20 protein-coding genes and 1 other RNA gene are annotated in these 23,634 nt (G+C 68.7%); 8 read left to right on the forward strand and 13 right to left on the reverse strand.

Annotated features, from left to right (window positions below; translation table 11 throughout):
- Nucleotides 1-33: 33 nt before the first annotated feature.
- From OVA31_RS01170 to OVA31_RS01190, 5 genes are all read right to left on the reverse strand, one after another.
- Complete coding sequence (locus OVA31_RS01170; RefSeq protein ID WP_267629321.1) at nt 34-693, reverse strand: heme oxygenase (biliverdin-producing); 660 nt, start codon at nt 691-693, stop codon at nt 34-36.
- Nucleotides 690-1,637 carry an endonuclease/exonuclease/phosphatase family protein gene (locus OVA31_RS01175; protein WP_420714185.1) on the reverse strand — a complete coding sequence of 316 codons (948 nt, stop codon included), beginning with the start codon at nt 1,635-1,637 and terminating at the stop codon, nt 690-692. Before OVA31_RS01175 ends, OVA31_RS01170 begins: the two co-directional genes overlap by 4 nt.
- Nucleotides 1,637-4,651 carry a bifunctional [glutamine synthetase] adenylyltransferase/[glutamine synthetase]-adenylyl-L-tyrosine phosphorylase gene (locus tag OVA31_RS01180; protein WP_267629322.1) on the reverse strand — a complete coding sequence of 1,005 codons (3,015 nt, stop codon included), beginning with the start codon at nt 4,649-4,651 and terminating at the stop codon, nt 1,637-1,639. Before OVA31_RS01180 ends, OVA31_RS01175 begins: the two co-directional genes overlap by 1 nt.
- A 49-nt stretch (nt 4,652-4,700) precedes the next feature.
- Nucleotides 4,701-6,041 (reverse strand): type I glutamate--ammonia ligase, encoded by a 1,341-nt coding sequence (gene glnA / locus OVA31_RS01185; protein WP_190265467.1) that lies wholly within the window; start codon nt 6,039-6,041, stop codon nt 4,701-4,703.
- Between the two features lie 84 nt (nt 6,042-6,125).
- Nucleotides 6,126-7,652, reverse strand: a complete 1,527-nt coding sequence (locus OVA31_RS01190; protein ID WP_267629323.1) for an alpha/beta hydrolase — start codon at nt 7,650-7,652, stop codon at nt 6,126-6,128.
- 162 nt (nt 7,653-7,814) lie between these two features.
- Between OVA31_RS01190 and panB the strand changes: the two genes are divergently transcribed.
- The 3 genes from panB to OVA31_RS01205 all read left to right on the forward strand — a co-directional run bounded on the left by panB (nt 7,815) and on the right by OVA31_RS01205 (nt 11,250).
- Nucleotides 7,815-8,678 carry a 3-methyl-2-oxobutanoate hydroxymethyltransferase gene (panB, locus tag OVA31_RS01195; RefSeq protein WP_267629324.1) on the forward strand — a complete coding sequence of 288 codons (864 nt, stop codon included), beginning with the start codon at nt 7,815-7,817 and terminating at the stop codon, nt 8,676-8,678.
- 29 nt (nt 8,679-8,707) lie between these two features.
- The gene (gene pip, locus OVA31_RS01200) at nt 8,708-9,679 is read left to right on the forward strand and encodes a prolyl aminopeptidase (protein WP_267629325.1); all 972 of its coding nucleotides are present in this window, start codon (nt 8,708-8,710) and stop codon (nt 9,677-9,679) included.
- A gap of 74 nt (nt 9,680-9,753) precedes the next feature.
- Complete coding sequence (locus OVA31_RS01205; RefSeq protein WP_267629326.1) at nt 9,754-11,250, forward strand: CYTH and CHAD domain-containing protein; 1,497 nt, start codon at nt 9,754-9,756, stop codon at nt 11,248-11,250.
- A gap of 181 nt (nt 11,251-11,431) precedes the next feature.
- Here the strand turns inward: OVA31_RS01205 and OVA31_RS01210 are convergent, their stop codons facing one another.
- From OVA31_RS01210 to cobC, 6 genes are all read right to left on the reverse strand, one after another.
- Entirely contained in the window at nt 11,432-12,901 is a 1,470-nt protein-coding gene (locus tag OVA31_RS01210; RefSeq protein ID WP_267629327.1) for an RNB domain-containing ribonuclease, read from the reverse strand.
- Nucleotides 12,902-12,918: 17 nt separating this feature from the next.
- Nucleotides 12,919-13,354, reverse strand: an RNA gene (gene rnpB / locus OVA31_RS01215) — RNase P RNA component class A.
- A gap of 35 nt (nt 13,355-13,389) precedes the next feature.
- The gene (locus tag OVA31_RS01220; RefSeq protein ID WP_267629328.1) at nt 13,390-14,058 is read right to left on the reverse strand and encodes a bifunctional RNase H/acid phosphatase; all 669 of its coding nucleotides are present in this window, start codon (nt 14,056-14,058) and stop codon (nt 13,390-13,392) included.
- A complete protein-coding gene (locus tag OVA31_RS01225; RefSeq protein ID WP_267629329.1) occupies nt 14,058-14,795 on the reverse strand; it encodes a zinc ribbon domain-containing protein in 738 nt (245 codons plus the stop codon). The genes OVA31_RS01220 and OVA31_RS01225 overlap by 1 nt, the downstream gene beginning before the upstream one ends.
- A 145-nt stretch (nt 14,796-14,940) precedes the next feature.
- Nucleotides 14,941-16,077 (reverse strand): Nif3-like dinuclear metal center hexameric protein, encoded by a 1,137-nt coding sequence (locus OVA31_RS01230; protein ID WP_267629330.1) that lies wholly within the window; start codon nt 16,075-16,077, stop codon nt 14,941-14,943.
- Nucleotides 16,077-17,129: an Rv2231c family pyridoxal phosphate-dependent protein CobC gene (cobC, locus tag OVA31_RS01235; RefSeq protein WP_267629331.1), complete on the reverse strand. Its 1,053-nt coding sequence runs from the start codon at nt 17,127-17,129 to the stop codon at nt 16,077-16,079. The genes OVA31_RS01230 and cobC overlap by 1 nt, the downstream gene beginning before the upstream one ends.
- 39 nt (nt 17,130-17,168) lie before the next feature.
- Between cobC and OVA31_RS01240 the strand changes: the two genes are divergently transcribed.
- Together OVA31_RS01240 and OVA31_RS01245 are read left to right on the forward strand one after the other, a co-directional pair.
- Nucleotides 17,169-17,876, forward strand: coding sequence for an HAD hydrolase-like protein (locus OVA31_RS01240; RefSeq protein ID WP_267631360.1), 708 nt, complete (start codon nt 17,169-17,171; stop codon nt 17,874-17,876).
- The gene (locus OVA31_RS01245) at nt 17,869-18,351 is read left to right on the forward strand and encodes a low molecular weight protein-tyrosine-phosphatase (protein WP_267629332.1); all 483 of its coding nucleotides are present in this window, start codon (nt 17,869-17,871) and stop codon (nt 18,349-18,351) included. The genes OVA31_RS01240 and OVA31_RS01245 overlap by 8 nt, the downstream gene beginning before the upstream one ends.
- A 22-nt stretch (nt 18,352-18,373) precedes the next feature.
- Here OVA31_RS01245 and OVA31_RS01250 read toward each other — a convergent pair whose 3' ends face one another.
- The gene (locus OVA31_RS01250) at nt 18,374-19,375 is read right to left on the reverse strand and encodes a zinc-binding metallopeptidase family protein (RefSeq protein WP_267629333.1); all 1,002 of its coding nucleotides are present in this window, start codon (nt 19,373-19,375) and stop codon (nt 18,374-18,376) included.
- Between the two features lie 82 nt (nt 19,376-19,457).
- On the opposite strand from OVA31_RS01250, the gene OVA31_RS01255 reads away from it, so the two are divergent.
- The gene (locus tag OVA31_RS01255) at nt 19,458-20,432 is read left to right on the forward strand and encodes an SURF1 family protein (protein ID WP_267629334.1); all 975 of its coding nucleotides are present in this window, start codon (nt 19,458-19,460) and stop codon (nt 20,430-20,432) included.
- Here OVA31_RS01255 and OVA31_RS01260 read toward each other — a convergent pair.
- Nucleotides 20,410-21,390, reverse strand: a complete 981-nt coding sequence (locus OVA31_RS01260) for a cobalamin biosynthesis protein (protein ID WP_420714127.1) — start codon at nt 21,388-21,390, stop codon at nt 20,410-20,412. The genes OVA31_RS01255 and OVA31_RS01260 overlap by 23 nt on opposite strands.
- A 61-nt stretch (nt 21,391-21,451) precedes the next feature.
- Here OVA31_RS01260 and OVA31_RS01265 point away from each other — a divergent pair, with 61 nt between their 5' ends.
- Together OVA31_RS01265 and OVA31_RS01270 are read left to right on the forward strand one after the other, a co-directional pair.
- On the forward strand, nt 21,452-22,258 hold the full coding sequence (locus tag OVA31_RS01265) for a spermidine synthase (RefSeq protein ID WP_267629335.1): 807 nt from the start codon (nt 21,452-21,454) through the stop codon (nt 22,256-22,258).
- Between the two features lie 177 nt (nt 22,259-22,435).
- Nucleotides 22,436-23,626: a winged helix DNA-binding domain-containing protein gene (locus OVA31_RS01270; RefSeq protein ID WP_267629336.1), complete on the forward strand. Its 1,191-nt coding sequence runs from the start codon at nt 22,436-22,438 to the stop codon at nt 23,624-23,626.
- Nucleotides 23,627-23,634: the final 8 nt, after the last annotated feature.

Below are 23,634 nucleotides of genomic sequence, written 5' to 3' on the forward strand. Positions count from 1 at the left end.
CGGTTACCGGCGCGCCTGCCGACGTGGTCGGGATCAGCCGGCGAGTTCGGCGAACAGCCGTTCGTTGTGCCCGAACGCGGCGACCGCCTCGGCGATGAGGGACGCGACCTGCTGGTCGTCGAGCGGTAGGTCGTCGAGGGTCTCCCGATAGGAATCCTTGTACCGCTTGAGTTTCCCGATCTCGTCGAAGGCGTAGAAGCTCAGCGCGTCCTCGGCGATGCCGTAGTGCAGTTTCATGCGGCTGCGGATGACCTGACCGCCACTCAGATCCCCGAGATAGCGCGTGTAGTGGTGAGCCACGAATCGAGGCGGGTCGTCGCGGGTGGCCTCGATCGCGGCCACGTACGCAGACACTCCGGGTAGCGGCCGGAGGGTCGCCGGATCGACGCCGAGGATCGCGAGGTCGGCGGCGAGCCGAGGGAGACGGCGTAGTCGCTCGTCGACGACGGGTCCCGCCACCGCGTCGCCGGACAGGGTGTCCGCGACGGATTCCAGCGCCCGGTAGACGAAATAGAGCTGGGAGGCCATCCGCCTATATCCCCCTGCGTCGAGCCGGCCCGACATCAGGTCGTCGACGAAGACGGCCCGCTCCGCACGGTCGTGTGCCTCTGCGGTGGCGGCACGGAGGCTCTCGGACAGCAACGGCCGCGGCTCGGCCTGCGCGGCGCGGCCGGTCTCTTCGAAAGGGGTCATGTTGGCACCAGTGTTACCACCACTGCGCGATGATCGGAACCCGGCAGGTCGAAGGTCCGCAACGACGTCGCGACGAATCCGCGGCTGATGACGTGATCGATGGCGATCACCGGGCGACCACCGAAGCGGTCGGTCGGATACGTCGGCCGGAACCCGGCACCCGCCTGATCCGTGGCGTCGACGATCCCGCCGCGCAACAGATTGCGGTAACCGGCATGGTCCCAGGTCGCGTTGAAGTCTCCCGCCGCGATCATCCGGCCCGGCGGCAGTGCACGCAGATACGCCCCGAGGAGGTCGAGATCGCTACGCCAGACGTTCGTTCGTCCCGGCAGCGGTGCGCCCGGGTGCACCGCGAGCACCCGGGTGCGCGCTGCACCCGGCAGGTCGCTCACGGCGGTGAGGTTGTGCAGTGCGGTGCCCTCGATGTCGTCCTGACCAGACAGCGGGGTGCGACTGAACATGGCGGTACCGACCGCCGTGGGGCCCGGCAGCGCGAAGGTGAACGGCAGCTGACGACCGATCGGGCTCGCCCGCAGCCGCGCCAACGCGTCCGGCGTCACCTCCTGCACCGATACGACGTCCGCGTCGACGGCGGCGACCTCCCTGGCCAACGCGTCCACATCGGCGCCACCGAACAGCATGTTCGCGGTGACAACGGTGACCGGATGACCCGCAGGGGCATCCTGGGCCCGCGCCAACGGCACCTGCGTGTAGCAGAGCGCCGCCGATACCAGGATCGCGAGTGTCAGCAGAATCCATCGCCGGGTGGCCGCGAAGATCACCAGTGCCGACACCGCGGCGACGAGCGCGAAGGGAACCGCGCTGGTCAGGTACAGGCTGAGTTGCCCGCGTGACGGAGAATGGTGCAGCCAGACAGCTACCGCGGCAGCGGCGAGCAGAACCCATCCGGCAAGCATCAGGACGAACCGGATGAGTCGGCCGATCACGCCCCGAACACCTTGCGCACCACGGTCTTCGCCCGACGGGTGATGCGCAGATAGTTCTCCAGGAACTCCGCCGCCTGATCCTCGGGCCAGCCGGCCGCATAGGCGACGGCCCGCAACTGTCTGCCCGGCGCGGGGAGCTGATCGACCGGCTTGCCACGGACCAGTACCAGGGCGTTGCGCGCATTGGTCGCGGTCAGCCAGGCTTCCTTCAGGAGCGATACGTCGTTCTCCCCCAACAACTCTGCGGCGCCGATGGCGTCGAGGGACTGCAAGGTGGACGTGTTGTGCAACGACGGGTAACTGTGGGCGTACCGCAACTGGATGAGCTGCACGGTCCATTCGATGTCCGCGAGCCCGCCACGACCCAGTTTGGTGTGGGTCGCCGGATCGGCACCACGCGGCAACCGCTCGGAATCGACGCGGGCCTTGATCCGCCGGATCTCCTTGACCGCCTCACCCGACACCCCGCCCTCGGGGTAGCGGATGCGATCGGCCATGTGCAGGAAGTCGATTCCGAGCTGATCGTCGCCTGCGACCTGATGTGCCCGAAGCAACGCCTGGATCTCCCACGGCTGCGCCCACTGGTCGTAGTAGGCCGCGTACGCGGCGAGCGTTCGCACCACCGGGCCGTTGCGCCCCTCCGGGCGCAGGCCGGTGTCCACTTCCAGCGGCGGATCCTCGCTGGGCGATCCCAGCATCGAGCGGACCTTCTCCGCGATCGTCTGCGACCAGCGGACCGCAGACGCCTCGTCGACATCGGGCTCCGGCTCGCAGACGAACAGCACGTCCGCGTCGGATCCGTATCCGAGTTCGCCGCCGCCCAAACGGCCCATGCCGATCACCGCGATGCGGGCGGGAGCCGGGGTCCCGCGGTCACGCTCCGACTCGGCGATCACGACGGTGAGGGCGGCGTTGAGGACCGATGCCCACACCGACGACAGCGCCGCGCACACCGCAGGCACGTCCATCATGCCGAGGATGTCGGCGGAGGCCACCCGGGCGAGTTCGAAGCGCCGGTGCGACCGGGCCGCGGCCACCGCACGTTTGAGATCCGGCTGGCGCACCGTCGACGCGATGAGTCCGCGGGCGACATCCTCGGGCTGCACCTCACACAGCTTGGGACCGTTGGCACCATCCGAATAGAGATGGATCACCTCGGGTGACCGCATCAGCAGGTTGGCGATGTACTCCGACGTCCCCAGCACGTGCATCAGCCGCTCGGCGACGACGCCGTCGTCGCGCAACAGCCGGATGAACCACTCCTCTTTGTCCATCACGTCGCACAGTCGGCGATAGTTCAGCAGGCCTGCATCGGGGTCCGGGGTGTTCCCGATCCACTCGAGCAGCGACGGCAGGATCAGCAGCTGGATCTGCCCACGACGACCGGCCGCGGATGCCAGTGCGCGGATATGGCTCAGTGCGCGTTCGGGTTTCGCATATCCGAGAGCCGACAGTCGACGTTCGGCCGACTTGTCGGAGAGCGTCAGCTCGTCGGTGTTGAAGCGCGTGGCCGCGTCGAGCAGCGGGCGGTAGAAGAGCTTCTCGTGCAACCTGCGGATGCGTGACTTGTGGCGCTTGAGCTCCTCCCGCAGCACACCGGTCGCATCCCGGTCGCCCTCCTGACGAATGTGCGCGGCCCGGGCGAGCCAGCGCATGTTCCCCTCGTCCTCGAAGGCCGGCAGGAGGTGGGTCCGCGACAGCCGCTGCAGCTGCAGCCGATGTTCCAGCGCACGCAGGAACTGGTAGGAGGCGGTGAGATTCGCACCGTCGTCGCGACCGACATAGCCGCCGGCCGTCAGCGCACTCAGTGCATCGACGGTCGCCTTGACGCGGATCTCCTCGTCGACTCGGCCGTGCACCATCTGCAGGAGCTGGACGGCGAACTCGACGTCGCGCAGGCTCCCACTGCCGAGCTTGAGGTTGCGCTCGCGCAGTTCCTCCGGGACGAGTGACTCGACGCGGCGACGCATCGCCTGGGTCTCCGGCACGAAGTCCTCGCGCTCGGCCGCCGTCCACACCATCGGGCTGACCGCGGCCAGGTATTCGTCGGCGAGTCCCATGTCGCCGGTCATCGCGCGCGCCTTGAGCAAGGCCTGGAATTCCCACGTCTTGGCCCAGCGGCGGTAGTACGCGACATGCGACTCGAGGGTGCGGGTCAGCGCGCCTGCCTTCCCTTCCGGCCGTAGCGCGGCGTCGACCTCGAAGAAGGCCAACGATCCGACCCGCATCACCTCGCCGGCGATCCGCGCGGCCACTCCGTCCGCGGGTTCACTGACGAACACGACGTCGACATCGCTGACGTAGTTCAGCTCACGCGCACCACATTTGCCCATCGCGATGATCGCCAGCCGCACCGAGAGCGGATCGTCGCCGCACACCTCGGCGACGGCCACCGCCAGTGCCGCGGTGAGGGCCGCATCCGCGAGATCCGAGAGGAACCCGCCGACCTCGGGCAGATAGATCACCGGCTCGTCTTGGACGGTCGGCGCGACGTCGTGGGCCGCCAACTGCAGCAACAGATTCCGATAGGCGGTCCGCAACGCGACCACGGACTTGGGGCCGGTGACCGCCGCACGATAGACCTTGTTGCCCGCCTCGAGCGCGCCCGGCTCCGGGGAGGCACCGACCGACGCCAGCATGCGTTCGTTCATCTCGTCGACCGACGGCAGCGTCGAGCCGATCAGCAGGCGCCAGCTCGACGGTTCGGCCACCATGTGATCGCCGAGTGCGTCGGAGGCCCCGAGGACCGCGAACAGCCGTCCACGAAATCCCGTGTCGGTGCGGATCCGATCGTCGGCCTCGGCCCAATCGTCGGCACCGGCCGCACCCTTGAGACGGATCAGCGCCCGGAGGGCGAGATCGGCGTCGGGCGCACGAGACAGGGCCCACAGCACATCGACCGAATCGTCGTTGTCCCACCCCAGTTCGGCGAGGTGACCCGGGGCGGTGGTCTCGAGCAGCCCGAGACGCCCGGCACTGGGTACGCGGCCACGGCCGCGAAGGGAAGTCACACTCCAAAAGGTAGCGGGCGCTACCGGTCAGGTGTGCACCAGGGCACAACTACAGCGGCAGGTAGTTCTTCAGCTCGTACGGCGTGACCAGGCTGCGGTAACTCGTCCACTCCGCCCACTTGTTGCGGAGGAAGTAATCGAAGACGTGTTCTCCGAGTGCCTCGGCCACCAACTCCGACTTCTCCATCTCCACGAGCGCATCGGCGAGGCTGCCGGGCAGCTCCCGGTAGCCCATCGCTCGCCGCTCGGCCGGGGTTAGTGCCCACACGTCGTCCTCGGCCTCGTCGGGCAGCTCGTAACCCTCCTCGATGCCCTTCAGCCCGGCGGCCAAGAGCACTGCAAACGTCAGGTATGGATTGCACGCGGAGTCGGGGCTGCGGACCTCGATGCGCCGCGACGACGCCTTGTTCGGCGTGTACAGCGGCAGGCGGATCAGGGCAGACCGATTGGCACCGCCCCAGGTGGCCGCGGTCGGCGCCTCGCCGCCGTGGATGAGGCGCTTGTAGGAGTTCACCCACTGGTTGGTGACCGCGCTGATCTCACTGGCGTGGTGCAGGATCCCGGCGATGAAGCTCTTTCCGGTGCTCGACAGCTGCATCGGGTCGTCGGGGTTGTGGAAGGCGTTGGTATCGCCCTCGAAGAGGCTCATGTGGGTGTGCATCGCCGAGCCGGGGTGCTCGCTGAACGGCTTGGGCATGAAGGTCGCCCAGGTCCCCTCGTCGATGGCGACCTCTTTGATGACGTAGCGGAAGGTCATCACGTTGTCGGCCATGGACAGCGCATCCGCGTACCGCAGGTCGATCTCCTGCTGACCGGGCGCACCCTCGTGATGGGAGAACTCGACCGAGATCCCCATCGACTCCAGTGCCTCGATGGCGTGGCGGCGGAAGTTGGGTGCCGCGTCGTGTACGGCCTGGTCGAAGTAGCCACCCGAATCGGCAGGCGTCGGCACGCTGCCGTCGAGCGGCGCGTCCTTGAGGAGGAAGAACTCGATCTCCGGATGGACGTAGCAACTGAAGCCCTGATCGGCCGCCTTGTTGAGCTGACGTCGCAGGACATGACGAGAGTCCGCCCAGCTCGGAGTACCGTCCGGCATCGCGATGTCGCAGAACATCCGAGCCGAGTGATGACGACCGGTGGAGGTCGTCCACGGCAGGATCTGAAAGGTCGACGGATCCGGCTTGGCGACCGTGTCCGCCTCGGAGACGCGGGAGAATCCCTCGATGGCCGAGCCGTCGAAACCGATACCCTCGGCGAAGGCTCCCTCGAGTTCGGCGGGTGCGATCGCCACGGATTTGAGGTAGCCGAGAACGTCGGTGAACCACAGCCTCACGAATCGGATGTCGCGCTCTTCGAGGGTCCGCAGCACGAATTCCTTTTGGCGATCCATGCCCCGGACATTAGAAGTAGCCTGTTAAATCCGTGTTACATGTTCAAGTCGAACTCAGCATCCTGCGGTTTTGTCGAACAAATCTCAGCATCCGAGAGTCGCGTGCGGCACTGTGAGATCGGAGACGTACCGGGTCACAGCGCCGTCCACGCACTCGTCACCGCGGAAAACCGAGGTGTGCCCCAGTCGGTCGACGCTGATGAGCGCAGCGCCGGTCCGTCGCGCGACCGCCATCGCCGTCGGGTACGGAGTTGCGGGGTCACCGGTGGACGCCACCACGAGGGCGCGTGGGGCCCCAGCGCCCGGCATGCCGTCGTCCGGCGGGCCGCCACCGGCGCGGACCGAGGGCACCCAGAACTCACAGATCCCCAGCGGCCCGCGTCCGCTGCCGCGCCCGTCGTCGCGAAACGGTGCCGCGCTGCGTGCGCGGCGGTCCAACTCGTCGTACCGCGCGCGGTCGGGCACTCTCGGGTCGTCGGCACAGGTGATCGCGGTGAAGGCGTCCTGCGTCGCGTCGTAGCGGCCGTCGTCGTCGCGGCCCTCGAGGGAGTCGGCGAGCCGCATCATCTCGGTGCCGTCACCCGCCGCGAGGGCGATCAGCGCCGCCCGCAGGCCGTCCCATCCGGATCGCTGATACAGCGCGGCCACCGTGGCGGTCTCGGCATCCTCGGCCGACAGGGTCCGCCCACCCGCCTGCGCCGGATCGGCGAGCAGCGGAGCGAGCATCGCCCGATAGCGCGCGACCGCCCCTTCGGCACGATCGCCCAATGGACAGCCGGGCCGGTGCACGCAATCCGCGGCGAAGGCATCGAAGGCTTGCTGGAATCCCCTGCGCTGATCGATCGATGCGTCGATCGGGTCCTTCACGGGATCGACCATGCCGTCGAGGACGAGCGCCCGCAGCCGCGACGGATACCGCGCCGCGTATTCGAGACCGAGGCGGGTGCCGTAGGAGTATCCGAGAAAGTCGATCGCGTCCTCACCGAGCGCGGTACGGATCCGATCCAGGTCGCCGGCCACGAAGTCGGTACCGACTCGCGACAGGACGTCCGCACCGACGCGCTCGCGGCACTCCTGCGCCATCGTTGCCTGGTATCGCTCCACCCGCGCAATGCCGGCCGCCGATCGATCGCCATGGTCCATCGCACGCTCGGTGTCGCGTTCGGCGTCGGTTCGGCAGCGGATGGCCGGCCGCGATGCGCCCACGCCGCGCGGATCGAAGGAGACGATGTCGTGGGTGTCCGCGAGCGCCGAGGTTGCCAGGTTCGCGGACGAGTCGACGAGATCATCCACGCCGGAGCCGCCGGGACCGCCCGGGTTGATCACCAGCGTCCCCGCCTTGGGTCCCGCGGCGCCCAGGCGCGCGACCGCGAGGGAGATCGTGCCCAGGCCGGGATCGCGGGGGTCGAGCGGAACCGACAACCGCCCACACGACACCCGCCCGGAGACAGATCCGGGGATCGCGGCGCTCGCCACGCCGTCGTCGGGACCGCAGGCATGCCAGTCGATCCCGGACCCGGACGACAGGAGACCGCACCCGCCCAACGCGAGCATCGCGACCACCGCGACGACGACCACCCGTCGCACCACGCTCCGGCCGATGATCGCCATGCCGTGATCGTACGGTCCCGACCGTGCCCGCCCGCGCCGGTCGTGTGAGGAAAACCACAGGTCATGGGCATTCAACCGTGCGCGCACCGGTGCCACAATGGATGGCGTCCAGCCCAACCCGGGTACCTGCTTGGCAGGACTCGAGGCAGAAAAGAGACAATGATGTCCGATTCTTCGGTGTATGGCGCATCCGATTCCTCCGCGTCTGATTCCGCCGCGTCCGCTCCCCGTCGCCGCGCCACGCGCGTGCACCATCTGGCCCAGATGAAGACCGACGGCGAAAAGTGGTCCATGCTGACCTGCTACGACTACTCCACTGCCCGCATTTTCGACGCCGCGGAGATCCCGGTGCTGCTCGTCGGCGACTCGGCGGCGAATGTCGTGCTCGGCTACGACACCACCATCCCGGTGACCGTCGACGAACTGATCCCGCTGATCCGAGCGGTGGTACGTGGCGCCCCGCACGCGCTCGTCGTCGCCGACCTGCCGTTCGGCAGCTATGAGGCGAGCCCCCAGCAGGCCCTCGAATCGGCCGTGAAGGTGTTCAAGGAGACCGGCGCCCACGCCATCAAGATCGAGGGCGGTGAGCGCGTCGCCGATCAGATCGCCGCGCTGACCGCAGCCGGAATCCCGGTGATGGCACACATCGGCTTCACCCCACAGAGCGTGAACGGCCTCGGCGGCTACCGGGTCCAGGGCCGCGGCGACGCGGGCGACCAACTCGTCGAGGATGCCATCGCGGTTCAGGAGGCCGGCGCGTTCGCCATGGTGATGGAGATGGTGCCCGCCGATCTGGCAGGCCAGATCACCCGCAAGCTCACCATCCCGACCGTGGGTATCGGCGCCGGCAACGAGACCGACGCCCAGGTCCTCGTCTGGCAGGACATGGCCGGCCTCACACACGGCAAAACCGCCAAGTTCGTCAAGCGCTTCGGCGATGTCGGAACCGAACTACGTTCCGCGGCAGAGCAATACGCCGACGAAGTCCGGCGCGGAACCTTCCCTGCACCCGAACACAGCTACTGACGGGAGCGGTCGCGCATAGGGTTGTGACCATGCGCGACTTCTACCCGAGCATCGAACCGTACGACCAGGGCCATCTCGACGTCGGCGACGGCCAGCAGATCTATTGGGAGACCTCCGGCAACGCCGACGGCAAGCCAGTCGTGTTCGTGCACGGCGGCCCCGGAGGTGGCACCGCCCCTGATCAGCGACGGTTCTTCGACCCGGCGCGGTACCGGATCGTGCTCTTCGACCAACGCGGATGCGGTAAGTCGCGCCCCCACATCGCCGACGGCGCCGACCTGTCGACGAACACCACCGGGCACCTGATCGCGGACATGGAGTTGCTGCGCACCCACCTCGGTATCGACCGATGGCAGGTGTTCGGCGGCTCGTGGGGCTCGACCCTCGGCCTCGCCTACGCGCAGGCGCATCCCGAGCGGGTCACCGAGCTGGTCCTGCGCGGCATCTTTCTGCTACGACGCAGCGAGATCGACTGGTACTACAACGGCGGCGCGGCCAACATCTACCCCGACCTCTGGGAGTCCTATCTGGCGCCCATCCCCGACGCCGAGCGGGACGGTGACCTGGTTGCCGCCTACCACCGCCTGCTCACCTCCCCGGATCGATCCGTCGCCCAGGCGGCTGCGAGCGCGTGGACCGGCTGGGAGCAGGCGACCAGCCACCTGCTGCCCCGCACACCCGGCGACGTCCAGGACGACGCCGACAAACCCCGTTTCGACCTCGCATTCGCGACCATCGAGAACCACTACTTCGTCAACAGCGGGTTCCTCGAGGACAGCCAATTGCTGGCCCACATCGACCGGCTCGCCGACATCCCGGGCGTGATCGTCCAGGGGCGCTACGACGTCGTCTGCCCCGCGCGCAGTGCCTGGGATCTCCACCGCGCGTGGCCGAGTGCGCAGTTGCACATCGTCGACGACGCCGGGCATGCATCGTTCGAACCGGGCATCAAGCATCACCTGATCACCGCGACCGACGGTTTCGCGAATCGGGCATTCTGAGCCCGGCCTAGACTGCACAGACACAGCACTCGTCGGGCGCGCGCATCGACCGCGCCCAGGGACAGGAGGACCGGGTGGCGGCATCCGAGCAGCTCGAAGTGGAACTGAAGTTCGATGTGGATGCGGGACACACTGCACCCGATCTCCGAGTCCTGCCCGGCGTCATCGGTGCGACGGAACCCGAGACGTTCAACCTCGATGCGACCTACTTCGACACCGAGAACCTCGACCTGGCCGGCAACCGGATCACCTTGCGTCGCCGCACCGGTGGCCACGACGCCGGATGGCACCTCAAGCGCCCGGCCGGTGCGCCTGGCACGCGCCGGGAGCTCCAGCTCGGCTTCGACGAGGCGCCCGCCGACGGCGAGGTTCCGACGGAGCTCATCTCCCCGGTGGTGGCTCTGACCCGGACCCGCAGGCTGACCCCGGTCGCTGCCGTGTCCACCACACGAACCGTGACGACGCTGCTCGGGGCCGACGGGCAGCCCGTCGCCGAGTTCGCCGAGGATCTGGTCACCGCCCAATCGTTGCTGCCCGGTGGACATTTCCAGGAGTGGGCCGAGTGGGAGTTCGAACTCCTCGGCAACGATCCGCACCCGCGCCTGCTCAAGACCGCGGAGAAGACCTTGCGTGCCGCGGGCGGTCGCGAACCGTCGTCGGCGTCCAAGCTCGCACGTGCGATCGGTTCCACTCCGACCGTGGTCGAACCGCACCTCGGCAAGCGACCGACTGCGCTGGAACTCGTTGTCACCGACATCGCCATCCATCGCAACTCGCTCATCACCCAGGACCCGCTCGTGCGCACCGACGCCGACGACGCGGTGCATCAGATGCGGGTGGCCTGCCGACGGCTCCGCAGCGTGTTCTCCGGATTCCCGACCGTTCTCGACGCCGAGCGCACCGACCACCTCGGTGGTGAGTTGAAGCTGCTCGCGCGGATCCTCGGTGATGCCCGGGATTCGGAAGTGCAGCTGGCGCTCGACGAGAACCTCCTGAGAGCCGAGAACGCCTCGGAGTCGCTGATCGCCGAGCTCGCCGGCACGGAGACCGCCATCCACGAGCGGGCGATCAAGGCCGCGCACGCCGCGATGGATTCCGACCGGTACTTCGCCCTTCTCGACGCGATCGACGAGCTCATCGCGTCACCACCGCCCGGGCCCGACGCCGACCTCGACGCGACAATCGCCGTGGACCGCGCCATTGCCAAGAGCCGCAAGAAGATCCGCAAGGAGCAGAGCGTGCTGTCGAGCCTGACGGAAGGCTCCGAGGAGTGGGCGGAACAACTGCACACCATTCGCAAACGCGCCAAGCGGCTGCGCTACAGCACCGATGCTGCCGAGCCTCTCGACAAGAAGCGTTATCGCAAGGTGGCCACGATCGCCAAGCGAGTCCAGTCCGCACTCGGCGACTACAACGACAGCCGGATCAACCGCGCCCGGGTTGCCGAGATCGCCGGCTCCGGAAAGCTCTCCGGATCCGACATGTTCGTGCTCGGACGCATCGATGCCCGACAACAGGCCGACGGTGAGCGCGCCATCGACGCCTACCGCAAGGCCGCCAAGGATCTCTGAACCCTGCGTCGAGCGGGCGCAGTTTCCCGGCGAGTGGGCCCAGATTCCCGCCGATCGTGCGCAGCCGTCGTCGCGCGCCGTTCGCTGCGCACGATCAACGCGATTCTGCGCACGATCGACGGGAAACTGCGCACGATCGACGGACGGTGGCGACGCAACACCGCACCACCGGATGCGGCGTTCACCCGCCGGCGGGGACGAACAGCACCTTCCGGGCCGACGGGTCGGCGACCGTGAGGACCACCGAGATCCTGCGGCCCTGCGCCGGGTCTCCGTCGCAGGGGGCGATCACCGCGGGATCGGTGAGGAAGACCTGTGCGGCTCGATGTTCGGTCGCCGCGTGCAGGACAACGGCGTCAAAAGTCTCCCCCACCCGGCCCGCGAGTACGACCGCCTCGGTCAGGTCGATACTCGCGCGGTCGGCCGACGAGGCGAGGGAATCCGCCGCGCGCAGGATCTTCGGAAGAGTCGGCAACGCCCGGGACACCCAGTCCGGCACCGGGTTCCCGGCGGTGACGGCAAGGCATGCCTCCGTCGCGAAGCGATCGCCGAGCCGTCGCAATGGTGCCGTCACGTGGGCGTAGAGGCCGGCAATCGCCGCGTGGCGTAGCCGGTCGGGAGAGGGAGCCTCGCGCACATCGCCGTCGCCACTGCTCCCCAGCGCCAGATAGTCGGCGCCCCGCATCAGTGTCGCGCCCACCGACATCAACGCAAGGGTCGCCGGTTCGTCCCTGGGCAGCCCCGCGAGGAACTGACCGGGCGTCGCGTCCGCTGGCCAGTCGACGTCCAACGATGTCGCCGCCGCGCGCAGCGCTGCCACCGCACGAGGATCCGCGGGCGGCAGGGTGCGCAGCAGACCGATCCCGGCATCGGCCATGATCTGCCCGGCGCACATTCCGGTGAGCAACGACAGCTGCGAGTTCCACAGGTCCGCCGGGGTGTGCGGGGCGAGCCGTAGGGTCCATCCGGCGCCGGGAGCGGAGCGAGCGGGCCGACTCTCACCTCCGCCGTCCCGCACGACTTCCTGATCGGGCAGATCGAGCTCGACCGCACCACGATCAAGGGCGACTCTATGACGCAGTTCGCCGAAGGCGGGCAGCGCCTCGATCGACGGATGCAACCGCCCCGCCGCGGCATCGGCCGACACCCCGGCATAGTCGAGCTTCGCGACCGAACGCACCGTGGCACGGCCGACCGACACGTCGCCGGGTTCACCGTCGGCGCCGACTCGGATGGTCCACAGGACGCACGGGCGGGTCTGGTCGGGCAGCAGCGATCCCGCTCCCTCCGACAACGACCGCGGATGAAGAGGGACCGAGCAGTCCGGGAAATAGACGGTCGTACCGCGGCGCCGACTCTCCGCGTCCAGCGCTCCCTCCGGTTCGATCAGAGCCGCGACGTCGGCGATCGCGTAGTTCACCACGAAACCGTCGCCATCGGCGACGATGTGCACCGCCTGGTCGAGATCCATCGAGGTCGGCGGATCGATCGTGACGAACGGGAGGTCGGTCCGGTCCTCGCGATCGGCGACGAACCGATCGACGGGATGATCTGCCTCCGCCTGCGCGGTCGCGCCGTAGTCCTCGCTGATGCCGAGTTCGTTCCGCACCGCGTCGAAGTCGAGGTCGGGGGCGGACAGTTTGCGCTGCACGTCACCGACTGTAGGGGCGAACGAGCCGGCGTGTAAGCCGGATCCTGTGCCCGGTCTCGCGGTTCTCACCACGAGGCGGGCGGCGACCATCCATCTGGGTACTCCGTCGCCGGGTACCTCGAGCGGCCCACCCGCGGGCTCGGGCGAGCAGCCCTCGAACACCCGCGCACCCGCACTCCCGGTTGCCCGGGGTGCGAGCTTCGGCCTTGCTCCGGGTGGGGTTTACCTAGCCGACGCGGTCACCCGTGTCGCTGGTGCGCTCTTACCGCACCGTTTCACCCTTACCGCCCCGACGGATCGGCGCGGCGGTCTGTTCTCTGTGGCACTGTCCCGCGGGTCACCCCGGGTTGCCGTTGACAACCACCCTGCTCTGTGGAGTCCGGACTTTCCTCGGCGGGCGGCGCACCCAGAGATCTGGGCCGTTCCGACCGCCGCGGCCGCCCGGCCGACTCGTTCGCAAACACAGGATAGCGGGCCACGGTCACGAGTCAGTCGAGGTGGCCGGTGTCGTTCACCAGTCGCACGACGGACCCGCCGTCGGGATAGAACTCCGCGATGGACAGCGATGCCAGATCCAGATGCAGCCGGAACAAGAGTTCGGGCCCGGTGGCGAGCGCGTCCCGGAGCATCGTCTTGATCGGGGTGACATGCGAGACGACGAGCACGGTGGTTCCCGGATAATGCTGCAGCACAGCATCTCTGGTTGTGGCTATCCGTTCGGATACCTGGGCGAAACTCTCACCGCCGGGCGGTGCGACCGTGGTGTCGCCGAGCCATCGGGCGTGCAGCTCGGGATCGCGCTGGGCGGCCTCGGTGAAGGTCAGGCCCTCCCAGGCACCGAAGTCCGTCTCGATGAATCCGTCGTCGATGTCGACGGCGACCCCCAGCCGCTCAGCGACCGCCTCCGCAGTCGACCGTGCACGCTGCAGCGGCGACGAGATCACCGCGGCGATCTCGGTACTCTCGCCGAGTCGTTGCGCCGCAGCCGCCGCCTGCCGACGGCCGAGGTCGGTCAACTCAGGGTTCCCGCGCCCTGAGTAGCGTCGCTCCACCGACAGCTCTGTCTGCCCGTGCCGCAGCAACAGGATCCGGGTCGGCTGGGCCCGCTGGCCCTGCCACGTCGGCGCCCGGCCGGCAGATCGCGCAGCCGTCGCCATCAGATGCCCGATTCGGCCGTCCGGACGAGGACTGCGCCGCATTCCTCACAACGGACCACCTCGTCGGCGGGTTTCGCCGCGATCGAGGCGATGGTGCCGCGATCCAGCTCCATCCGGCAGGCACCGCATCGGCGGGCCCTCAGCAAGCCCGCACCGATCCGACCGGTCGCGCGCTGCTTCTCGTACACGGCAAGGAGTTCCGGTGTGATCTCGGCTGCGATCGATTCCCGCCGCGCCACGACGGCGTCGTGATCGGCCGCGATCGCCGATAATGCCGTGTTCCGGCGCTCTCGGGTGGACCCGACCTCGCTGTCCAGGTGTTCGATGGTCGCGGCGGCACGCTGCTGTTCGGCGGTGAGCGCCTCCTGCTGCTCCATGACGCCGAGCAGATCGTCCTCGAGCGACGCCCGACGACGGGCCAGGCCGGACAACTCGTGCTGCAGTTCGGAGAGCGCCTTGGGGGCGAGCCCGCCCGCGGTCAGCTGGGCGGAATCCTTGGCCTCCCGGGATGCCATCCCGGTCACCTCGCTGTCGATCCGCCGGTACTCGCGGGTCAGGTCCTCGGCAGAGATCTCGGCGCGGACCAGATCGTCGCGCGCGGATTCGATCCGCTGGTCCAACTCGGCGATCTCGGCGTCCTCGGGCAAGTGGGTCCGACGGTGATCCAGCCGAGCGAGTTCGGCGTCGGCGTCGGCCAGGTCGAGGAGATGTCGCTGGATTCCCGCGTCGACCTTCACTGTGCAAACCTCCGCGATACGCGCACACGATGTGCTCTCGTCACCAATTCCTCATCCCTCTGCTGTTCTCGTGCCCGATCGCCGCCGACGGCGGCAGATGGGTGCCCCACACGGTACGCGCCCGGTCACGGCCGGGACCACCGCCTCACGACCGGCGGACGACGGTGAACGGGTCGGTCGGCTCGCGGTACACCGCGACGGCGACACCGAGCGACTCCGACAGCAGGGTCGCGGCCTGCCCACACCACGGGAACTCGGTCGCCCAGTGCCCGGCGTCGACGAGAGCAGGCCCGCCGCGGCGGCGGCTTTCGTCGGCCGGGTGGTGCCTCAGATCCCCGGTCAGGTACACGTCGGCACCGACCGCGGTCACCGTGTCGAGCAGCGAATCGCCCGCACCTCCACACACCGCCACCAACTCGACACGCGCATCGGGATCACCTGCGACCCGCACCCCGGACGGGCTGCCCAGATACTCCGCCGTGCGTTCGGCGAACTCTCGCACCGTCGTCGGGGTGGCGAGTCGCCCGAAGCGTCCGAGACCCATGTCTCCTGCGGTCTGGGCCAATTCGAGAATGTCGAACGCCGGTTCCTCGTACGGATGTGCACCCCGCAATGCCGCGAGAACAGCGGCCCGCAGCCCCCGCGGCGCGACCATCTCGATCCGGTCCTCATCGACGCGGGTGCGCTCCCCGATGACCCCGATGGCCGGATTGGCCGCGTCCTGAGCCTCGAATTGACCGGTACCGACCACCGACCACGAACAGTCGCGGTACTCCCCGATCGCACCGGCGCCGACCGCGAACATCGCCTCACTCACCTGCTCGGCGTTGCCCTCAGGCACCATCACAACCCATTTGTCCAAGGGGGCAGTGGGTTTCGGGTCTATCGGAACGGTGTCGACGAGACCCAGGAGTTCGGCGAGCGCATCGGACACCCCGGGCCGTGCGCTGTCGGCGTTGGTGTGCGCGGTGAACAGCGCGATCCCCGAACGGATCAGCCGATGGATCAGCCGCCCCTTGACGGTATCCGCCGCAACAGAATCCACCCCGCGCAGCAGCAGCGGATGGTGGGCGACCACCATCTGTGCACCCGATTCGACGGCCATGTCCACCACGCCGTCGGTGACGTCGACGCACACCAGGACCGATCCGACGGGCTCGGTCGGATCCCCGCAGACGGGGCCCACCGAGTCCCAGGGCTCGGCGAGCCGTCGGGGGTACGCGCGATCGAGCACCTCGATCACGTCCGCACCCGTCACGTTCGTTGCGCCTGGGATGGTCATCAGCCGAACTCCTCTCGTACTTCGTCGATGGCCGCGATCAACGACCGGGTGGTCTCCGCGTCGCGTACCGCGAGCCGCAGGTGCCGGTCGCCGAGCCCCACGAAGTTGGCTGCGCTCCGGACGGCGAAACCCTTGTCGCGCAGTCGGCTCTTGATCTCGAGCGCATCGGGCATCGCGGTCAGCACAAACGATGCGCTCGGTGCCGCGCAGACCTCGATCCCCGCAGCGGTCAACTGCGCCACCATCTCCGCCCGGTCTGCCGCGATCATCTCCGCCTGCTCGCGCGCATACCGCTGCCCCTCGGGGCCGACGCATTCGGTCAGTGCGGTGAGCGCAAGGGTCCCGAGCGGCCACGGACGACGGCCGACGGTGAGCCGTGCGATGACGGCAGGCGCGGCGAGAAGATAGCCGGCACGTAGACCGGCCAGTCCGAATGTCTTTGTCACGCTTCGGATGACGACCACGTCGTCGGCGCGGTTGCCGGCGATCGACGCGGGCTCACCCTGTCGGGTCCCGGGATCGAGGGTGATGTCGGCGAATGCTTCGTCGACCACCACCAGCCGTCCCGGCCTCCGCAGGCGCTCGATGGCGGACACCGGATGCAACACCGACGTCGGGTTGGTGGGGTTGCCCAGCACCACCAGATCCGCGTCGTCGGGCACCGCGTCAGGCACCAATTCCCACGGCGGCGGCAGGACCACGTCGGTGATCGATACGCCCGCGGACCGCAGGGCGAGTTCGGGTTCGGTGAACGACGGCTGGATCAGGGCGGCATGCCTCGGCGCCAGGCGCGGCATCAACTCGAATCCCTCGGCGGCACCGGACAGCAGGAGCACCTCGTCGTGCGACCTGTCGTGCGCCGCCGCGATGGCGGTAATCGCCTTCTCCTGATCGGAGATCGACGGATACTGCGCAAGGTCGCCGATCCGGCGTGCGAGCGCATCACAGATGAACTCCGGCGGGCCACTTCGCACGTTGACCGCGAAGTCGACCAGGCCGGGTTCGGCGTCGGCATCGCCATGACGATGCCGTGCGAACAGCCCCGATGTCATAAATCACCAGCCTACGTGCACGATGGAACGGTGACCGACATGCCTGAGTCCGCCGATGTCCTGCCCACCCGACCGGATCCCGCAGACCCGGCCACCGTCCTGCTCGTCGATCTCGACGGCACGATCACCGACAGCTTCGCGGGTATCGCCAACAGTTTCCGGCATGCACTGGCCGCGGTCGGCGCCCCCGAACCCGATCCCGAGGTGGTCGCCGGCATCGCCGGGCCGCCGATGATCGACACCCTCACGGCGATCGGCCTCGACCAGGAGACCGCCGATGCCGCCATGCGCGCCTATCGCCTGCGGTACACGGATGTCGGCTGGTTGGAGAACTCCGTCTTCGACGGTATGCCCGCCCTGCTCGAAGATCTGGCCTCGAGCGGACGCACGATCGCCGTGGCGACCTCGAAAAACGAGGGCACCGCCCGAGCCATCCTCGATCACTTCGGGCTGGCCCATCATTTCCGGTTCATCGCGGGTGCCAGCGATGACGGCACCCGTCGCGCGAAGTCGGATGTAATCGCGCATGCCCTGGCCCAATTGGGGATCCCGGCGGACGCCGACACGCATGTGACCGATGCCCCGGTGGTGATGCTCGGTGACCGAGCCCACGACGTCGAGGGCGCAGCGTTGTTCGGTATACCGGCGATCCTCGTGCGGTGGGGCTACGCTCTGGATGGGGAGGACGACTCGGCGGCATGGACGGTCGGGTCGATCGCACATCTGCGTGAGGTACTTGGTGTCTGAGCAACTACACGTGTGTTTCGTGTGCACCGGCAACATCTGCCGGTCGCCCATGGCACAGAACATCTTCCGCTCGGCGCTCGACGACGCCGGGCTATCGGACCGCGTCCGGGTGACCAGCTGCGGCACGAGCGGGTGGCACACCGGCGAGCCCGCAGACAATCGTGCGCGCACAGAGCTGCTGGCCCACGGCTACTCCGATGCGCATGTCGCCGCTCAGCTCTCCCCCGTCCATTTCGACGCCGACCTCCTGGTGGCGATGGACGCGGGGCACGTCCGCGAACTCGAGCGCAAGCGTCTCGGTGACCGCGTACGACTGCTGCGCAGCTTCGACCCCAGTGCCGGACCCGACGACCTCGACCTCAACGATCCCTTCTACGGGACCGGTGAGGACTTCGCGATCACCCGCGAACAGATCGAGAGCGCGGTCCCGGGACTGTTGGCGTGGGTGCACGCCACGCTCGAGGAGTCCGCGTAGGCCGTCGTGGGCCTGCGGCGGCTCAGGCCGGCAGGACGACGTTGTGGACGAACCTGATCTTCTCGAGGACCCGTTCCGGCAGGACGAACGGGTAGAGATCGGGATGCCCCATCGAGCGGTTGATCTGGTTCAGCGCCCAGGTGAGCGGTAGCCACCACTCCACCAGCTGATCGAAGCCGACGTCACCGGGCAGCACACTGTCGAGCGTCGAACCGGAGGGTGCCATCGCGAACGCCGCCGCGGTGTCCAGGGTGTCGCGGATGTGCAGATAGTGCGCGAAGGTCTCGGCGAAGTCCTCCGCGGGGTGCATGGTCGCGTACGACGACACGAAGTTCTGCTGCCACCCCGTCGGCGCGCCCTCGGAGTAGTGGCGGTCCAGTGCCGCCTGGTAGTCCTCGTCGGGATCGCCGAACAGCTCCTCGAACGACTGACGGACCGTGTCGTCGACCAGGACGGTCTGGTAGTAGTGGCCGATCTCGTGCCGAAAGTGGCCCAGCACGGTGCGATAAGGCTCATCGAGTTCCACGCGCATCTGCTCACGGTGCACGTCGTCGCCCTCAGCGAGGTCGAGGGTGATCACACCGCTCGCATGCCCCGTGGTCACCGGCTGCGTGGCGCTCGAGAGGAGGTCGAACGCGAGCCCCGTCTCGGGCTCCTCCTCGCGCCCGCGAATCGGCAGGCCCAACTCGTCGAGTTCGAGCACCACCCGGCGCTTGGCCGTCTCCGCTCTGCCGAACTCCGCCATCGCGTCGATGTCGTCGTCGCCCGGGCGCGTCCGGGTGAGTCGGCACGAGGCGCACAGGGTCGGCACCCCGGACCATGGCACCAGCCAGTTACACTGTGCCACTTTGTTGTTCGTGCACCGCTCGAGGAGCTGTCCGTCGACTTCGACGCGGCCGTCGTCGTCGAGCACATAGATGGTGCGTGTCGGGAGCCAGAATCCCAGTGCGCTCTTGCAGTGCAGACACAAGCTGTTCTCGAAGGAAAGACGCTGGCCGCACTTTCGGCAGAGGAAATCTCGCATTTCGTCCACGCTACCCTGAGCCGCCCTGTTTGCGGTGGTGGCCGCGGATGGGCGGCGACGGCGGCTCGGTACCGTTGGGGGTGTGCGCGTGGTTCGGATGTTCCTACGCCCCGGGTGGATCGCCCTGGGCTTGGTCGTCATCGCGTTCGCGGTCCTCTGCTTCACCCTTCTCGCCCCGTGGCAGCTCGGTAAGAACACCGCCACCGAGGAGCGCAACGACCTGATCAAGTCCGCGATGTCCACGCCATCGGTGGCGTTGGGCTCACTCGCACCTCCGGGACCGGCGTTCAAGCCAACCACGGAATGGCGCGAGGTGACCGTGACGGGTCACTACCTCACCGACCGCGAGGTGCTGGTCCGATTGCGTTCGGTGGACGAGCGACCCGCCGTCGAGGTCCTCACCCCGTTCGCCGCGACCGACGGCTCCCGAGTCGTGCTCGTCGACCGGGGATTCGTGCGACCGGACCAGGGTGCGGTGCCCGCCGTTCCCACCGCGCCGAGCGGCGAGACAACCATCACCGCACGCATCCGCGCGGGCGAGGGCACCAGTCCGGGCCGCGGCGCCCACCAGGAGGGTGGCACGCGGGCCGTCTACACGATCGATCCGGCCGAGGTGGGCCGGGCCGTCGACACCACGCTCGACCCGTTCTATCTCCAGCTCTCCCCCGACCAACCCGGCTCGCTGGGAGAGATCCCGCTTCCGCAGCTTGAATCCGGCCCCTACCTGTCCTACGGGCTGCAGTGGCTGGCCTTCGGCATCATGGCCCCCCTCGGTGCCGGGTACTTCATCTACTCCGAGATCCGCCAGCGCCGGCGCAGCGCCGCGGTCGCCGCGTCCACCGTCGAGCACTCAGACGGGGTACCGCCCGTCGCTCCCGCGGCCGAGGACGCCGAGCCGGCAGCGCCGCGGAACCGCCGGGCGCGCGTCCGCGCCGACCTCCGTGAGGCGGGCGCCGCGTCGGGGGCCCGACAACGCGGTCAGATCGGCTCCGGTCCTGATGCCGAAGACGCGTCGGCCGACGTGCGCGCCAAACTCAGCGACCGCTACGGCGGCTGACCAGGAACACGGCCGTCGCCGCCCCGACGGCCGCCGCGGTCTGGACACGGCGTGACAGGACGACCGCGGCACGAAGGTCAGACGTCCTGGGCGCGGGCCCGTCCCCCAGCAACGGCCGCTGCTCGACACCGTAGTGATATTCGGTGCGCCCACCCAGCGTGACCCCGAGCGCGCCCGCGAACGTGGCCTCCACCACGCCGGCGTTGGGACTCGGATGTGCAGCCGCGTCACGACGCCAGGCCCGCAGGGACCCTGCGGGGGCCCGGCCCAGCACGACGGTCAGTGCTCCGGTGAGCCGCGCAGGCGCCAGATTCGCGAGGTCGTCGAGACGCGCTGCGGCCCAGCCGAACCGCCGATACCGGTCGTCACGGTGACCGACCATCGCATCGAGTGTGTTGACCACGCGATAGGCGATCAGGCCGGGTAGTCCGGCACATGCCGCCCAGACCAGTGGCGCAACCGTGGCGTCGGACGTGTTCTCGGCAATCGATTCGAGAGCGGCACGGACGATCCCAGCCTCGTCGAGGGCCTCGGGATCTCGTCCGCAGAGGCTCGGGACCAGCTGTCGCGCGCGCTGGACGTCGTCGGCGTCGAGCGCATCGGCCATCGCGTCACCCACCCGGATGAGCGTGGTGCCACCGAGCACCGACCAGGTGGCGAGTGCGGTGACGACAGTCCTGGTCCGATTCGCGGGCACCCGGCCGACCAGCTCTCCGACCGCCCAGCCTGCGCCGACGCACACGCCTGCGAAGACCGCCCCGGCCGGGCGATTGTCCCGGTAGAGCACCCGCTCGGCGGCCCCCGCCGCGTGTCCGATCCCGGCCACGGGGTGCCATCGCCGCGGATCGCCGAGCACGCGGTCGGCGACGAAGCCTGCCAGGAGACCGAGCGCGACCCCCGCATCGCGGTGGCGGGTCGGCGACGAACCATGACGACGGATACTGATGCGGCCGGACACGGAGGCGATCGTATCCGCGGCCGAGCCGACATCGCGTACGGCCCGCATAGACTCACCGGCGATGGCCAGAACCCGCCCAGAACCCGTCGCCGGGACGCACCCGATCGACACCGGGGTCGCCGAGCTGTCCCGCGATCCCATCGCGGGCGGTTGGCTGCTCACGATCAACGGTGCCCAGAGCTCACACATCCACCCCGACCCAGCGGTTCTCGACTTCGAGTACATGCGCCAGATGGCCGCGGTGATCGCCGACCGGTACGGCGCCGATGCGTCGTTACGCGTCCTGCACCTCGGTGCCGCCGCGTGCGCCCTGCCGCGGTATCTCGCGGATCGTCAGCACGCCACGCGCCAGGTCGCCGTCGAGGTCGATGCCGAGCTGGCCAGGCTCGCCCGCGAGTGGTTCGACCTCCCGCGAGCGCCGCGGCTACGAATCCGCGTGGGTGACGGCCGCGAAGTCTTGGCCGGCCTCACCGAGCAGACACGCGATGTGATCATCCGGGATGCGTTCGCCGCCGCGCGCACACCACGGCACCTGACAACGCTGGAGTTCACCGAACAGGTCCGTCGAGTCCTCGCGCCCGGCGGGCTCTACCTCGCCAACTGCGGCGATGGCCGCGACCTCGCTCTGGCACGCGCCGAGGTCGCCACCGCCGCCTCCGTCTTCCGGCACGTCGCCCTCGTTGCGGATGCTGCGATGCTCAAGGGGCGCCGCACCGGAAACATCGTGTTGGTCGCCGCCGACAGCCCGATCGAGGACACCCCGGAACTCGTCCGCGCGCTGCTCAGCGATCCCCAACCGGCGAAGATCCTGACCGGCCGACGGGCCCGCGAGTTCGCCTCCGGCGCGGTCATCCGGGACGAGACCTGAGCGACGCCGCGGCCCCGCAACGTCATCGCATCGCGGAAGCGACCTGGTCGTTTGTCCCGGTCGTCATCCGGCCGGACGACAAGGGATTTCCTCCCGTGAAGTGCCACGTCCGGACAGCGGATGCGGATCGAACATGCGTTCGCAAACGTACGCCTCTCGGCGCGATAGGGTGGGGCCGTGGCGGAGAGGGTTTCGGCCGACGAGGTGATCGCCTATCGCCTGGCCGCGCACGGGCTGACCGAACGGCTGGATGACGACGGAACGCTCGAGGCCGCCGGACGCTGTGCCATCCAGAACAGCCCACCCGGATCGGCACTGTTGGCGCTGCACGCGCGAGTCCGGTCAGTTGCCGCAGATCGCGTGGACACGCTGGTCGCCGACGACAAGAGCCTGCTGCAGACGTGGTCCCTGAGGGGTGCGCCGTTCTACTTCCCCACCGTGGATGCGGCGGTGTTCACCACCGGCGTGCTGCCCCCGGCAGAGGACTCGCTGCGTCATTTCATCGTCGGCGTGGAGCAGTCCGTCGACCGTCTCGGGATGACCGTGACGGATGCGGTCGATCTGTGCGGCGCCGAGATCGGCGACGTACTCGCCGGACGTCGGCTCGCCATCACCGAACTCGGAGCGGAACTCGCCCATCGGATCGGGTGTCGCCTGCCGCCGAAGCAACGCACTGTCTGGGACGCGGAGGGCCCGCACGCCCAGGGCCAACCGGTCGGCGAAGCCGTTGTCCATTTCTGTCTCCGGATCCTCACCCTGCAGCAAGTCGTGTGCCTGACTCGACGCGACGGCAACAAGGCGCCGTTCGCACTGGTCGACGACTGGATCGGTCGACCCGTTCCCGACACCGACCCGCAGACCGCCCGCGCCGAGCTGCTGCGGCGCTACCTCCGCTGCTACGGACCGTCGACCCGCGCCCACTTCGCCGGCTGGCTGGGCATCAGGGCCGGTGACGTGGACCCATGGTGGGACCTCGTCGCCGACGAGATGACACCGGTCGACTTCGGCGGACCTGCATGGATTCTCACCGACGATCGCGACGCATTGAGGTCACCACCGGACGCCGCAGGGGTGCGGCTCCTGCCACCCCGGGACCCCTACACCCAGATGCGAGATCGCGAGACGATCGTCGAGAGGCGGTATCACCGCGACGTGTGGAAAAACGTCGGCGAGCCGGGCATGGTCCTCGTCGACGGCACCATCGCCGGCGCCTGGAGACCGCGCAAGCGCGGCCGCACCCTGACCCTCACGATCAGCACGTTCGCCGCGTTGCCGGCCCGTCACCAGCGATCTCTCCAGCACGAAGCCGAAGCGATCGCGCCGTTGCGAGGGGCAGACGCCGCCGCGGTCGAATTCGACACCTGGTGACGCCGTGC

The organism is Gordonia sp. SL306, from assembly GCF_026625785.1.
In the GTDB taxonomy this organism is placed as follows: domain Bacteria; phylum Actinomycetota; class Actinomycetes; order Mycobacteriales; family Mycobacteriaceae; genus Gordonia.